Source organism: Scytonema sp. HK-05, assembly GCF_963872035.1.
In the GTDB taxonomy this organism is placed as follows: Bacteria; Cyanobacteriota; Cyanobacteriia; order Cyanobacteriales; family Nostocaceae; genus Kalymmatonema.
The window spans coordinates 1-13,872 of sequence record NZ_CAWMYC010000103.1 but is presented as its reverse complement, the minus strand read 5'-3'; the positions used below and the strand labels follow the sequence as shown (position 1 = coordinate 13,872).

General features: G+C 45.9%; 12 protein-coding genes. 4 read left to right on the top strand and 8 right to left on the bottom strand.

Going from position 1 to position 13,872, the window contains the following annotated elements:
* Positions 1-4 precede the first annotated feature (4 nt).
* Both AACT52_RS18060 and AACT52_RS18055 read right to left on the bottom strand, forming a co-directional pair.
* Positions 5-841: a CPBP family glutamic-type intramembrane protease gene (locus AACT52_RS18060; protein WP_083629961.1), complete on the bottom strand. Its 837-nt coding sequence runs from the start codon at positions 839-841 to the stop codon at positions 5-7.
* Positions 807-2,297 carry a sensor histidine kinase gene (locus tag AACT52_RS18055; protein WP_073626836.1) on the bottom strand — a complete coding sequence of 497 codons (1,491 nt, stop codon included), beginning with the start codon at positions 2,295-2,297 and terminating at the stop codon, positions 807-809. Before AACT52_RS18055 ends, AACT52_RS18060 begins: the two co-directional genes overlap by 35 nt.
* 330 nt (positions 2,298-2,627) lie before the next feature.
* On the opposite strand from AACT52_RS18055, the gene AACT52_RS18050 reads away from it, so the two are divergent.
* Both AACT52_RS18050 and AACT52_RS18045 read left to right on the top strand, forming a co-directional pair.
* On the top strand, positions 2,628-3,011 hold the full coding sequence (locus tag AACT52_RS18050; protein WP_073626834.1) for an SH3 domain-containing protein: 384 nt from the start codon (positions 2,628-2,630) through the stop codon (positions 3,009-3,011).
* Between the two features lie 318 nt (positions 3,012-3,329).
* On the top strand, positions 3,330-5,216 hold the full coding sequence (locus tag AACT52_RS18045) for an alpha-amylase family glycosyl hydrolase (RefSeq protein ID WP_073626832.1): 1,887 nt from the start codon (positions 3,330-3,332) through the stop codon (positions 5,214-5,216).
* Between the two features lie 235 nt (positions 5,217-5,451).
* Here the strand turns inward: AACT52_RS18045 and AACT52_RS18040 are convergent, their stop codons facing one another.
* The gene (locus tag AACT52_RS18040; protein ID WP_073626830.1) at positions 5,452-5,685 is read right to left on the bottom strand and encodes a hypothetical protein; all 234 of its coding nucleotides are present in this window, start codon (positions 5,683-5,685) and stop codon (positions 5,452-5,454) included.
* 14 nt (positions 5,686-5,699) lie between these two features.
* Here AACT52_RS18040 and AACT52_RS18035 point away from each other — a divergent pair, with 14 nt between their 5' ends.
* Entirely contained in the window at positions 5,700-6,140 is a 441-nt protein-coding gene (locus AACT52_RS18035; protein ID WP_233153776.1) for an MFS transporter, read from the top strand.
* Between the two features lie 32 nt (positions 6,141-6,172).
* Here AACT52_RS18035 and AACT52_RS18030 read toward each other — a convergent pair whose 3' ends face one another.
* The 5 genes from AACT52_RS18030 to AACT52_RS18010 all read right to left on the bottom strand — a co-directional run bounded on the left by AACT52_RS18030 (position 6,173) and on the right by AACT52_RS18010 (position 11,955).
* Positions 6,173-6,976: a hypothetical protein gene (locus tag AACT52_RS18030; protein WP_073626826.1), complete on the bottom strand. Its 804-nt coding sequence runs from the start codon at positions 6,974-6,976 to the stop codon at positions 6,173-6,175.
* Between the two features lie 126 nt (positions 6,977-7,102).
* Positions 7,103-8,035 (bottom strand): macrolide 2'-phosphotransferase, encoded by a 933-nt coding sequence (locus AACT52_RS18025; protein WP_073626824.1) that lies wholly within the window; start codon positions 8,033-8,035, stop codon positions 7,103-7,105.
* Between the two features lie 56 nt (positions 8,036-8,091).
* Positions 8,092-9,306: a M20 family metallopeptidase gene (locus AACT52_RS18020; RefSeq protein WP_073626822.1), complete on the bottom strand. Its 1,215-nt coding sequence runs from the start codon at positions 9,304-9,306 to the stop codon at positions 8,092-8,094.
* 52 nt (positions 9,307-9,358) lie between these two features.
* Positions 9,359-10,048 (bottom strand): dethiobiotin synthase, encoded by a 690-nt coding sequence (bioD, locus tag AACT52_RS18015; RefSeq protein ID WP_073627154.1) that lies wholly within the window; start codon positions 10,046-10,048, stop codon positions 9,359-9,361.
* 131 nt (positions 10,049-10,179) lie between these two features.
* Positions 10,180-11,955: a serine/threonine-protein kinase gene (locus tag AACT52_RS18010; RefSeq protein WP_073626820.1), complete on the bottom strand. Its 1,776-nt coding sequence runs from the start codon at positions 11,953-11,955 to the stop codon at positions 10,180-10,182.
* 687 nt (positions 11,956-12,642) lie between these two features.
* Here AACT52_RS18010 and AACT52_RS18005 point away from each other — a divergent pair.
* On the top strand, positions 12,643-13,659 hold the full coding sequence (locus tag AACT52_RS18005) for a ribose-phosphate pyrophosphokinase (RefSeq protein ID WP_073627152.1): 1,017 nt from the start codon (positions 12,643-12,645) through the stop codon (positions 13,657-13,659).
* Positions 13,660-13,872 lie beyond the last annotated feature (213 nt).

Genomic DNA, 13,872 nt, shown 5'->3' with positions numbered 1-13,872 from the left:
TGCCTTAACTACCACCGATGATATGCAGCACGATATCAGCACAGAAATGAGACAACATGGCGTATTCCAACCCCCACTGCCAGTAGAGGAAGCCAAATGCTATCCCCAGCAGGGAGTTTAGCACCATCGTTCGGGTAATGACAATTGGGGTCAATGACCAGAGGGCAGCAGCGCTTGGCAGATGACCAACCCCAAACAGCAGGGCAGAGAGCGCGATCGCTAGCCAGAACGCCAGCCGTGAAGGTTGTTCGCCTTCTCGCAACCCAATCTTCCAGAAAACCCAGGCAATCAGCGTCATCAAAAATAGGCGCAGTAATAGCTCCTCCGTAATCCCACCATAAAAAGAAGCGAGTGCGCGCTTCCACAGGGCAATGTTGACAGTTGTAGACTGTGCTGTTTGCGGCATAAAGGGTTGAAACAGCAAAGCCAGCCCAAGGATGACAAATCCCCCTAAAAAACCGCTGATCAGTGCAAAATTAATGGCACGTTTCGATAGGGCGGGTGGTTTTAACCCATAAACAAAGGCACGCGCAAAGGGGGTGTCGAGTCCTAGCGATCGCCCCAACCGTAGCCCAATCCAGCCCAGGATGAAAAGGAGAATGCCGCTTTGGGTTGCGCTGGCGATTGCTAATACAGGTAACGGCAGAGGCAGTGATGCAGTTGACGACTGGTTGATTGTTGCCAGGTAAGGGAAAACAGCAAGCGTCCCCAGCGCACCGAGGACAGCCCAAAAGGCAGCGAGACGGGTGTGCTTGCTGGCGGCTTGATTGGTATGTATATTATTGACGTTCATCGTGAACTCACTACTAAACGGGCAGTGTAAACCAAAACGTGGAGCCATGATCCGGACTGCTGATCACGCCTATCTCGCCGTCGTGGGCGGTAATAATTTGCCGACACATATAGAGTCCTAAGCCGAGACTAAGGGATTGTCGCCTGTCGGGACCACAAGTGTAAAGTTCAAAGAGGCGATCGCATTGCTGCTGAGTCATGCCAACACCATTGTCACTCACCGTACAGCGAACCCACTGGCTTTTAGCTGTTAGGTTTTGACTGTTAGCTTTGGCGTGAAAAATTCTCCGCCGCCTAGAACCTTTGCCTTTCTGCTTCCCTTCAATAACTTCTGCAGTAAACGTCAAATGCAAGCCAGGACGGTTGTATCGCAGCGCGTTGGAAATCAAGTTTTCGTACACCCGCCGCAGATGTAGTGGATCAGCATTCACCAATGGCAAGTCAGGCGAGATGACCTGAGTTAACGTTGTTTGTGCTTGCCCAAAGAATGGCTGAAAATCAGTGATGATTGAATTTACCAATGTATCCAGTCTGATTGGCTGACGGTGAAGGACAATGCCATGCAACTCAGTGGAATGCGCTTCCAGCAGCGAGTTAATCAGTTCAACTTGGCGATCGCCACTTGCAATCATTTGCTCGAGTAGTTCTTGAGGAATCTTTGCATCTTCACCCGATGGCTTCAAAAAGCTTTTTAATGTCATCACCATCCCCAACACGGGATTGCGTAAATCATGAGAAACCGCATGGAGGAACACTTGCAGTTGTTGCCGCATTTTCAATTCCCGTTGCAAGGAACGTTCGTAGAGAAACACCCCTAGATCCGCTATAAAGCAAATCAAAACGGTATAAAAACCTCCTAGCACATACGTTGCTAAGAGTGGCACATCGGGATCTCTCAACCCCAGCAGTACCGCAAGGGTGAAATGCCCCAAGACAACCACTTGTGATATAATATGCAACCGCCATTGCACTGGAATCAGGATTGCTTGAATGGCATAAAACAGAATCCAATCACCTGCGTCAAATCGGGCTTCTTTATAAAAAGTGTCGATGATTTGAGGTGATAGCAGAACAGACCAAGCAAACAGCAAAAATAACCGTTCTGGGTGAGCGCGCATACTGGGATGCTTGAGGAGCAGCAGACACAGCAGTACACTTACAATCTGAGTTCCACTCGTCAGCATATACCTCAAGGTTCTTTCTGCACCAAATGCCATCTGTGGATTACCCAAAGCATTGAGGCTGGGAATGTTGATTGTCAGGTTGAGGATTGTCACCAACAACAACACAATTAGGACAACCCAAACCAGTAAACGAACACGGTTGAACAAAAAGCGATGCCGCCACGTCAAAAACTCCTGGGAAACCGTAGAATGTGCGGGTTGCCTAATCGCTCGAAGCGTATTGAGATAGCGAGCAAAGGACATCCTGACAGGTAAGCAAAGGTGAACACTTTTCATTATGCGTTTGCTGATCAGTTGCAGAGCGGGAATTGACCTAGCCATTGCTCATTCCAAACAGTGATCATTAGACAAGATTGCGGAATGTGAGTTCCATCTGTGTCCATCTGTGTCCATCTGTGGTTAATTATTCTTTTTTTGGAATCAATGCAAGAAGTCTATTGATTTCTCGTTAAAGATAAAAGGCTCTTTGATATTAGAGTTACTGGTTTGACCACTTCAGCACTTCCTGCTAACGCGCCTGTTTGCTCCATCAGTCGATTCACCCGACCGGATGAATCAATCGCGCAAACCGATCATGCGAGGTGGCAAACAAGCGACAACCATACGATTTAGTTACAGCGCCCGAAGCAAGACAGAGAAGCTAAAAGTTCAATGAACCGCATTCAATCTCCCGTTCAATTCACTAGGTTATTAGTCCCTATGAGCCTGAGTGCAACAACACTCCTCACTTGTTTCCTAACCACTTCCACCCAAATAGCTCAAGCAGGATCTTGTCGCACGGTTGCAAAGGACTGGGACGGCTACGCCGATGTTCGATCAGCACCCAAAGTTCGCTTTAACAACCTGATTACCATGCTGCCTAACGGCACGGAGTTAGAAGTTATCGGACAGCAAGGCGATTGGCTGGAAATCTATGCTCCAGAACCAGGATGGGTGGCAGAAAATCAAACCCGGCGAATCTGTTCTAGGGACGGTAGAAGCCGCCGAATTTATCGAGATTACAACTACCGAGATTACGACAGCTATCGAGATTAGCTGCTAGGAGGTAGGGGAAATGCACCAAAAGATTACAGCTCGTACATTACTTGTACTGACTAGTTTATTTACTTGCTGCATAAGTCAACCAAAGTGCCACCTATTTATCTATAGAACAGTGTTTTTCTACAGTTGACCAAGTTTCTGTACAACTATGAAGGCTAAAAGCATGAAACTCTTCTACCGCGTCGCTCGCTCGCTCGCTGCTTTTACCCTACTTGGGAAGGTCTGACCCTAAGTACTCCTGAAGCTGATGGGCGCTCGCCTACCTAATGCACCTATTCAGAATACACGATTCATCACTTGGAGAATTTCAAAATGGTTGAAAGGCAACTATCTAAATTGGATCTTGAGTCATTCATCGCCGACGGAGATTACTACCCGTCCCCGATTGCTTGGGAAGATCAAGTGTTCTACTTTATGATGCTTGATCGCTTTTCCGACGATAAAGAAATTGGATACAAGGACATTGAGGGAAACGTAGTTCCTAAAAGCGAAACCCGCACAACCTCAATGTTCAAAGAGCAAAACAAAGAAAATTCCGTAAAAACTCCTGAAGACGCAGAACGTTGGCGTAAGGCTGGAGTCAAGTATGTTGGCGGTAATCTCAAGGGGCTAAAAAGTAAAATTGGTTACTTAAAGCGCTTAGGGGTGACAACCATATGGATTAGCCCAATTTTCAAGCAGATAAGATTCCAAGAAACCTACCACGGCTATGGTATCCAAAATTTTCTTGAAATTGAGCCTCGTTTTGGAACCCACAAGGATTTGAAAGAGTTAGTGAAAACGGCTCACGCCAATGGCATCTATGTGATTTTAGATATTATTCTGAATCACACTGGCAACGTGTTTAGTTATGCTGCTGATCGCTATTGGACGCAGGACGGAAATGGCAATTGGTTTCTCGATAGCCGTTGGGATGGAAATCCTTATCAAGTCAAGGGATTTAACGATAAAGAGGGACATCCCACCATACCTTTTCAGAAAACTGACCCCGACAATCCGTCAACCTGGCCGGATCTGGATGCCGCAGTTTGGCCCGTTGAATTCCAAGACCCGTCTTTCTACACCCAAAAAGGACACATTAATAATTGGGATCACAATCCAGAGTATTTAGAGGGAGATTTTTCCGATTTAAAAGATGTCAAACACGGTCAAGGAAACCTGGACAATTATAGGCCTTCGGCTGCGCTCACACATCTGTGTAAAGCGTATGCATTTTGGATAGCTGATACAGACATTGATGGATTCCGCATCGATACTGTCAAACACATGGAAGTAGGCGCTACCCGCTTTTTTGCTTCGGTTATCCATGAGTTTGCTCAAAGCATTGGTAAGGAAAATTTCTTCTTAGTCGGTGAGATTACTGGAGGACGGATAAATGCATTTAGAACCTTGGAGCAAACGGGTTTGGATGCAGCTTTGGGTATTGATGATATCCCCGACAAACTCGAATACCTGATTAAAGGATACCGCAATCCCAGAGATTACTTTAGCCTATTTCGTAATTCTGAGTTGGTCGATAAAGAGTCTCACATTTGGTTTAGAAACAAGGTCGTTACAATGTTTGACGACCACGACCAAGTACGCAAGGGAGAAAACAAAGGTCGGTTTTGTGCTGACCGAGATGCCTCGAAAGTCGTGTTGAATGCTTTAGCTCTCAATGCGACAACTCTGGGAATTCCTTGTATTTACTACGGCACCGAACAAGGCTTTGACGGCAGTGGGCGTAGCGATCAGTATTTGCGGGAAGCCATGTTCGGCGGCGAGTTTGGAGCATTCAGAAGCCGGGGAGTACACTTTTTTAATGAAGAAAACCCAATCTATCAAGAACTGGCAGAGATTTTGAAAATCCGAAGTGAGAAAAAAGTTTTGCGCCGAGGTCGCCAATACCTGCGAGCAATTTCTGGAGATGGACAAAACTTTGGTTTACCGGAAATGATTGGAGGTCAGATACGTTCCGTTGTTCCTTGGTCTCGTGTTTTCAGTTTGAAGGAGATGCTTTTGGCTATTAATACCGACTATTATCAGCCTCAAACAGCCTGGGTAACCCTTGATAACCAATTGCACAACGAAGGCGACCTCCTGAAGTGTATCTACTCCACTGATAAAGAGCAAATAGGCAAACAGATACCCGTTGAATCTAGAAATGGCAAGTCTATTAAGATTACAGTTCCAGCCGCAGGCTTTATTATTTACGAGTAGCTGAATGGGTAATGGAAAAAGGGAGAAATAAGTACATTTTTCTAGTGATAAAGACTGATGAATTCGATAGACGAAAGCTGCTTGTTACGGAAGTAACTTTTAACTAAGCAAGTTCTTACTTATAAACGAAGAGGGCGCTGCTAACGGTAGGACAACCAGCTTTTAGGCAGATGCAATCGTCCCGAGGGCGCAGTAATCCCCACCCTACTTTGTACGTTGAGGGTGGGGACTTCCGCTATACCGTTAAAGTCATATACGCAATGCCCACCAAAGCCCTACGGAGGTTTTGGGAATTGGGAGCGAGGCGATCGCTATTCACAACGGCTTTTTCTGCATAGGTGTTAGCGCCTTCAACATTAAATGCCACGCGATCGCCAACCTTGACCTCTGTCACTTCATCACCAATTGCTTCCTTAAACGTACCCCCACAAAAGATTGGTTTATTTACCACTTTTGATAGCAGATTCATTTAAATCATCCAGTTTGGTCATTGGACTGATACTTGCTAGCATACCTGTGGCAATTGCGATCGCAGCTTCACAGGTAGGAAGACTGACAAGACGGTTTCCAGAAACAACTTTAATTAGAGTATCTTTTGTTTTTTATGCTTTAGCTCTATTGAGCGTGCCATTTGTATCCAATCTTTGGTTACTCTTAATCCAAACCGTGATGTTTGGAATTGGCTTTGGCATTTGTTCCCCCATTATCCTATCACTCGTTGCGGCGCGAGCATCCAAGGAGTATTTGGCTACGGTCATTTCGGTTAACGGGGCATTTTGCAATTTAGGACGAATACTAGGACCCCTGCTGATGGGAATTGCCTTTGGCATTGGCGGAATCAGTGGCGTGTTTTATGCGGGTGCTGGGATTGCGATCGCAACTCTTCTTATTTTTAAGTATTTTCGCTCTTGCTTATATGCGTGATTTGGGCTAAGCATTGACTATTGCCAATGACATCACATCGAACCCATGACAACACCCCAGAAATAATCCTCGAATGGTTCCTCATCCAGGTCAATATGATATTTTCTCGCCCAAGAGTAGACATCCAAGCTGATGCGTCCCCTTTGTTTGTCTAACCAATCACCCCCTTGAATCGAAATATTTCCAAGTAAGGTAATCCAGTGATTAGGGTAAGGTAAAAGGGGTTTGTTGCCAGTACCTAGTAAACCTGAGGCGGTAATTAAAGCGAAAACCACACCACCAGAGGCAATAACTGCTGCTGCTTCATTCAAAACCTCGAATTCGCCGTATAGGTAAGTAGGAATGTGCTTTACTTTACGATAACCTAGTACCTCCTGTGTCCAGCCTTTCATCTCCCAGGATTTGGTCATACCTGCCAAATTTCTCAGTATATCCGGACCGTCTGGTTCAACAGAAAAAAGTAGGTTTTCTGAATCCCGTAGTGTTGCCAAAATCATCCAATCGGCTTGCCCCATTCGTAGTCTGCCTCGGCTTTGACGCAACCTATACAATGTTTCAATGCGTCTGGTTTGCCCTTGAAAACTACCAGTTTCAAACAAACTCCGACAAATTTGCACGTAGCGCAGCGGTTGTTTGCGAACTAACTCAAATAAAATTGATGCTGGACCGCAAAATGGTTGTTGACCTTGGTTGACTTGAAAGGGGTCATTCAGGCGTATTTTCATGTCCGCCAGCACTTGGTTTTTATCTAGACTTGACCAAACACCGGGCGCGTTGGATTTTTCAAAGTCTGCTAGTGCAGAGGCGACAGATGGATCTAACGTTGAGGAATTCATTTATTAAGTAGATGGGTACACATAAAAGTACGTGAGTTCGACGGGGTTGAAAAAGGCACAAAAAAGCGCTCGACTGTGTATAGACTAAAAATACGCATGGTGTCAAGCGCAATGGAAGAAAGTTCATCACAAACCAGCCATTTGCTGTTCATGTGCGGACAGCATCATCTGCGCCAGTTCTAGGTAGGTGTCGTCACCCGTCAGCAGCACGAACATCGCGATCGCCATAGGGTAGGCGCAATACAGCTCAACGATGTGATCGTGCATTCGAGACCACACCCGACCTCCGGCGTCCTGGTACCGCTGAAGCAGATGAGCAAGTGCAGACTCACCGAAAATGCCGTAGTACATGGCAAAGTCCGTCGCTGGATCGCCAACCTCGGCTTCTGTCCAGTCGAGCAGTCCCGTTACCCGATGCTCCTGGTCAACCAATATGTGCCCTGGGTGCAGGTCGCCGTGAACTAGTGCCGAGTAGTTGGGCCAGTATGTGTCGTCGGCAAGCCAGTTCTGCCACCGCTGCCATATCGATTCCGAGACTCCCAGCAGAGGTTTCGCCTTATCCATCTTCTTGGCGAGTGACTGCCGAACCTCGGTAGGCTGCAGCACCCGGACGCCAGCTTCGGACGCCGCATCGTGGTCAATCGCGTGCAGAGCCGCGATCGCAAGAGCCAATGAGTCAACGAAGGCGACGGGGGGCGACTGCTGGTCGATGTACCAATCGTAATTCTTGGCTACCGGATCTATGGTGGCGGCTGGAGTGCCAGCAAGTCTGGGGTAGGCAATCAGCTCTTCTGTATTCACTCGCCATTCCGGCACGGCGACTGGGAGGTGCTTGCGCAGCAGATCCAGCACCCGGTTTTCGCTGGCTGCCCTTTCGATGACATCAGACCGCCTGGGTGCTCGTAACACCCATGGAATGCCGTCCTCATCAGTGGCGAACGCAACGAGGAAATCGACTCCTGATGCGTTGAGTTCTACGTTTTCGGCGTTCAGTCGAAGACCGTGCTTTTGAGCGACAGCCAGAAATTCCGCAGTGCTGTTGATGATCATTGGCTTCATGGGAGATGAATCTTTGGATATCGAACTCAATATTTATTGATACCCATCTACCTTGATTAATTACAGAATTTTTCTACGCAGCGAACAAACATCTCTACACCCATCGGCAAGACGGTTTCATCAAAATCAAACCGGGGATGATGATGAGGATACGCCAAGCCTTTCTCAGGATTAGCGGAACCAAGGAAGAAATAGCAACCAGGAACTTCTTGCAAGAAGTAAGACATATCCTCGCCGCCCATTGTTTGGCATTCAGGAACAACACCCACAGGCGTTTCCACGACTTCTTGGGCGACTGAGCGTACCAGTTCGGCTATAGTAGCATCATTAATTACTGGTGGGTAAAGTGACCAATAGTCCAAGTCATACCTTGCGCCATGACTCTGACAGATTCCTGCAATAATTTGCTCGACTCGCTGGTGGAACAAGCCTTTCAATTCTGGATTAAAATAGCGTACTGTACCACGCATCCAAGCTGTATCAGCAATGACGTTCTCGGCTGTTCCAGCATGCAATTCACCGACTGTCACGACTGCTGAATCAATCGGATTGACATTACGAGCAACAATGGTTTGCAAAGCATTGATAATTTGTGCAGCAACCACAATCGAATCAATGGTTTGATGAGGCATGGCACCATGTCCACCTTTGCCCAACACTGTGCATCGGAATAATTCTACAGCTGCCATCAATGCACCAGCCCGGACACCTATCGTCCCCAAAGGCAGATTATTCCAAAGGTGCAAACCGATAATTGCGTCAACATCGGGGTTTTTCAACACCCCGGCTTCTATCATCGGCTTTGCGCCTCCTGGTCCTTCTTCCGCTGGCTGAAAGATAATTTTGACAGTACCACCAAAAGTGTCTCGATTCTGCTGGAGATAGTATGCTGTCCCTAGGGCGATCGCTGTATGTCCGTCATGCCCACAAGCGTGCATAACTCCATCGTGTTGTGAGCAGTAGGGCACCTCGTTGAGTTCTTGAATAGGCAAAGCATCCATATCTGCCCGAATGGCCAACACTTTTTCAGTGCTGTTGTTACCCCGAATCGTGGCGACAATGCCAGTTTGGGCAATGCCAGTTTGATGCTCAATTCCCCATTCTTGCAATTTCTGCGAGACAAATTGGGCGGTTAGTTTTTCTTGGAAACCCAATTCTGGTTTTTGATGCAAACGCCGTCGCCACTCCACAAGTTGTGGTTGCAGTGAACGGATGGAGAGTCGGACGCGAGATAAATCAACAGAAGAGGGATTTGGGAATGTAGAAACCATGTCTCACATTTTTTAAATTTAAATGACGGCTGAGTATTTTTATTTTTACGCTTTAAACTTTTGCAAAAGGTAGCAATCGTTCTAAATCTAAATTTGATGCGACTTGTGCCATTTTTTCCAAATCAGTTAGATTATCCACATACGGTAAGCAGCCCAAAACTGGAATGTAAGTCAGCGATTCTATCAACTCTATTGGTGTCCAGTCAGCAATTTCTTCATTTCTTCGAGGTTGAACGCAGTTGAGAATTATTCCTTTTAAATTCACTCGTAATTGTCGTGCTAATGCAACATTCGCGACTGCTTGGGCTATTGCACCCAATTTGACGGGTACAACCAACACCGTAGGTAAGTGCCATTCTCCCGCTAAGTCAGCGACGGTGAGTTCATTTGTGACTGGCGAACCTAATCCTCCTAAAGCTTCTACTAATAGAAAATCACGGCGCTGACGCAAAGCTGTAAAAGTTTGCCACACTTTTGCTAAATCTATGGTCTTATTTTCTTTTGCTGCAGCAATGGGAGGGGCTAGGGGTGCTTGAAAATATAAAGGTGTCAGTTCTTCAGGAGATTGGTCTAAAGAAAATAATTTTTGATACCACTCGCGATCGCCCTCTCCCGATTGCATCAGTTTCATAATTCCCAAGCTGCGGGAAGAATGATATTTTTGCCAGTAAGCTGCCAATGCTGTCGTTAAAACAGTTTTGCCAACCTCTGTATCCGTCCCTGTAACCAGCAGTGCGTTCAACAGTTTATCAGTCATTAGTCATTAGTCATTAGTTGCTAATAACTAATATTTAACAGTTACTATGATAAATCGCTTATCGTTCCATTCTATGGAAATTTAGCATAAATTTAATGTCATTTTTGCATAAAGCTCTACAGCCTTGGCAGCGTACCTGTTTGACCAGGAACAGGATTGGGTGTTTCACTAGCAGGCGGGTTATTTTGTTGGTCAATCGGAGGAACTGTGGACGGTTGTTCTGTGGGTGTGGGTGAAGGTGAGATGTCTGTGGGTGTGGGTGTAGGTGAAGGTGGGGTTTCTGTGGGTGTAGGTGAAGGTGGGGTTTCTGTGGGTGTAGGTGAAGGTGGGATTTCTGTGGGTGTGGGTGTGGGTTTGACTGGGTTTTCTAATCCAACACTAAAACTGTAATTGCTTTGAGGAAGTTCTGGGACAGGACGTACCTGAATCGTGTATTTCCCAGTAAAAGGCAATGTTCCTTGGTAAAATGAAAACTCTCTGGCTGCATTGTCGATTGGTTCTTGATTTGGGGCCAAAACTGACAGCAAAACACTGCCTTTTTGGGCAAGCAATACAGTTAACTGTTGCCCTTCTTCAGCAGAAAAAGTGTACTCAATTGTTTGATTAGCTTTGAGAGTCCCCTCAACGTTAGTAGTGTTAGATGTTCCAAAATTTAGGCGCTTGCTATAAACAACAGGTTCATTGTTGGTAGGTGTGGGTGTCGGTGTGGGTGTCGGCGTGGATCTGGGTGTAGGTGTTACGGTAGTTCCACCAGGAATCACAGGTGAAGGGAAAGTTTGCGGCTGTGTTGATGCTGTTTCTGGTGTTGCTTGTGACTTATTGCGGATGGACATAACCACCGCCCAAGAACCAACTCCAGCGACAAGAATAACAATAATGGTGATTCCTAAAAGTGCCAAAGGATTATCTAAAACTGAACGGTTGGTCTGTTGTGGAATGACTGGCTTAGGTTTGTTGGGAGTAGATGGTTGTACTGATGGTTGTACTAAATCCGGGCGGCGACCAACGGCAATTGTTTGTACATTGGAAAGATTAGGAGTTGAAACGTTGGGTTGTTGGGGAGCTTGTAATGCTTGTAATACATCAGTAGCATTTTGGTAGCGATCGCCCGGTTTTGAGTTCAACATCCGATTCAACACAGACGCAAATTGTGGATTGACACTCACCCAGCGTTGCCAATTCCAAGTAAGATGGTGTTCATCAAATAAATCTTGAGGTTCTTTCCCAGTCAGCAACACGATTGCTGTCACCGCTAGTGCATACAAATCACTGCTAGGATATGCTCGACCTGTTTGGATTTGCTCACTAGGGGCATAGCCATATTTTCCTACAGTGGTGACTGGCGTTGTTTTATCTGGAGACTTTAATTTCGTTGCCAGTTCTTTGACCACCCCAAAGTCGATTAACACTGGTAAATTGTCGCTGTCTCGCAGAATAATATTATCTGGTGCGATATCCCGGTGAATAATTCCTTGACTGTGAAGATACTCCAACACTGGTAACAAAGAGCGTACCAGTTGCAACACTTCTTGTTCTGTAAACGTCCCACCAGAGGCTTTGCGTTCATCGAATAAAGTACGATAAGTTTTTCCGGCAACATAGTCTTGCACCAAAAACAAGCGCTGGTCTTGTTCAAATCTCTCCCGGAATTGAGGTACTTGCGGGTGTTGTATTTGATATAAGATTGCAGCCTCTCGCTCAAACAGTTCTTTTGCCTTCTCCCAAGCGTAGCCCCCCGTTACTGTTGGAATTAATTCCTTAATGGCACAAAGTTCGTTAAAGCGTCTTTGATCCTGGGCTAAATAGGTTCTACCAAATCCACCCTGGCCGAGAGTTTGAGTGATCCGGTAACGGTTTTGCAAGACAGTGTCAGCTGTAATGGGTGGTTGCATCGTCAATCAATTGAGTGTAGTAGCAACAGAGGAGGACTTCACTAAGATACGGATAGTTTCCAGACCGACATTGTAGATAGAGCTCTATATATTTATAGCGATTTTCATTTGAACCGAACACATCTTGCGTACGTGAATGTGGTACTCTATATAAAATCGGGGCGGCTTTCTGTATAAATCCGTATCACGATTTAAACAGATGAGTAACGGCTTATTAACTTCCGCTACCTTTGAATCATGCTGTTTGATCCAAAATTGGAAATAAAGTTTAACACTTTCTCAGTTTGCAGTCAGAACTAGTATCATTAAATATCCAGTTGTCCTTATTTAGGATAGCTTTTAAGTGTTTGTACTTACTTTTCTCTTAAGATAACAGTAAGTTAAGCTGTGAATGCTTGCTCACAGTGATAAATGAGGTGGTTAAAGGGGAGCATTCTGCTAAGCATACATCCAAATTAAGTTGGATTTTTTCAATGAAAGCCAAAAAATCTAAATCATAGGTATGGTTTAGAGACTTAATGTCAGCTAAGCTATCAATTGTTTGTATGTGCAAGGGCTGGAGAATTAGCAAAATGTAGTTTTGTAGAGGTATGTATAAAGTTTTTATGAAAGCTTCAAAAAAGCTCACAGATATTTTTTTTGAGTATTTTGGGTTAAAGCTGTCAAATGTCTGGTGATAAGATTGCCATGAATGCACATAGAGGATCTGCTGTGCTCAGTTCTGCAACTTTAAAAGTGCAGCCGACTGCAACAGGACTATCTGAAAATAATCGCCTGCGGCTGTTCTCTGGCTCTGCCAACGTACCACTGGCTCAAGAAGTCGCTCGTTACCTGGGCATGGACTTGGGACCAATGATTCGCAAACGATTTGCGGATGGAGAACTATATATTCAAATCCAGGAATCGATACGGGGCTGTGATGTTTATCTCATCCAGCCCTGTTGTCGTCCTGTGAATGACAACTTGATGGAACTGCTGATTATGATTGATGCCTGTCGGCGTGCTTCCGCACGGCAGGTCACTGCAGTCCTTCCTTATTATGGTTATGCTCGCGCTGACCGGAAAACAGCAGGAAGAGAATCAATCACTGCCAAGCTGGTAGCAAATCTCATGACAGAAGCAGGTGCTAACCGTATTCTGGCAATGGATTTGCACTCAGCTCAGATTCAAGGCTATTTCGATATACCGCTAGATCACGTCTACGGTTCTCCAGTGTTGCTCGATTATCTAGCGAGCAAACAACTGCCAGACCTTGTCGTGGTTTCCCCAGATGTCGGTGGTGTAGCACGAGCTAGGGCATTTGCGAAAAAGCTCAACGATGCGCCCTTGGCGATTATCGATAAACGTCGTCAGGCTCACAACGTTGCCGAAGTGTTAAATGTCATCGGTGATGTCAAGGACAAAACGGCAGTGCTGGTGGATGACATTATAGACACTGGCGGTACCATCGCTGCGGGAGCAAAACTGCTGCGTGAGGAAGGAGCTCGTCAGGTGTATGCCTGTGCCACTCACGCGGTATTCTCGCCACCTGCGATTGAGCGCTTGTCAAGTGGCGTATTTGAGGAAGTCATTGTCACAAATACGATTCCAATTGCAGAAAGCGATCGCTTTCCACAGTTGGTAGTCTTGTCAGTGGCTAATCTGCTTGGGGAAACCATCTGGCGGATTCACGAAGACAGTTCTGTCAGTAGTATGTTCCGCTAGCGAAGGCAAAACAGTCATTCCAACTACATTTGTGCATCAAGCGTAAAGGATGAAGGATGAAGTCTGAAAAACTTCATCCTTCATTTTTTATTTAGACTGGTTCACTCGCGGGTACAGCTAGCAGCCGGGGAATTAGCATATGAGCAGGTTGTTCCAGGGTGACATCCTCCCACACTAACCGTAAGCGGTATAGTGTGGGCTTCCTCAAATCAC

What these genes read in the sequence shown, in the direction of transcription:
- AACT52_RS18060 (WP_083629961.1), bottom strand. Translation starts at nt 841, where the DNA reads ATGGCTCCACGTTTTGGTTTACACTGCCCGTTTAGTAGTGAGTTCACG.
- AACT52_RS18055 (WP_073626836.1), bottom strand. Translation starts at nt 2,297, where the DNA reads ATGGCTAGGTCAATTCCCGCTCTGCAACTGATCAGCAAACGCATAATG.
- AACT52_RS18050 (WP_073626834.1), top strand. Translation starts at nt 2,628, where the DNA reads ATGAACCGCATTCAATCTCCCGTTCAATTCACTAGGTTATTAGTCCCT.
- AACT52_RS18045 (WP_073626832.1), top strand. Translation starts at nt 3,330, where the DNA reads ATGGTTGAAAGGCAACTATCTAAATTGGATCTTGAGTCATTCATCGCC.
- AACT52_RS18040 (WP_073626830.1), bottom strand. Translation starts at nt 5,685, where the DNA reads ATGAATCTGCTATCAAAAGTGGTAAATAAACCAATCTTTTGTGGGGGT.
- AACT52_RS18030 (WP_073626826.1), bottom strand. Translation starts at nt 6,976, where the DNA reads ATGAATTCCTCAACGTTAGATCCATCTGTCGCCTCTGCACTAGCAGAC.
- AACT52_RS18025 (WP_073626824.1), bottom strand. Translation starts at nt 8,035, where the DNA reads ATGAAGCCAATGATCATCAACAGCACTGCGGAATTTCTGGCTGTCGCT.
- AACT52_RS18020 (WP_073626822.1), bottom strand. Translation starts at nt 9,306, where the DNA reads ATGGTTTCTACATTCCCAAATCCCTCTTCTGTTGATTTATCTCGCGTC.
- AACT52_RS18010 (WP_073626820.1), bottom strand. Translation starts at nt 11,955, where the DNA reads ATGCAACCACCCATTACAGCTGACACTGTCTTGCAAAACCGTTACCGG.
- AACT52_RS18005 (WP_073627152.1), top strand. Translation starts at nt 12,643, where the DNA reads ATGAATGCACATAGAGGATCTGCTGTGCTCAGTTCTGCAACTTTAAAA.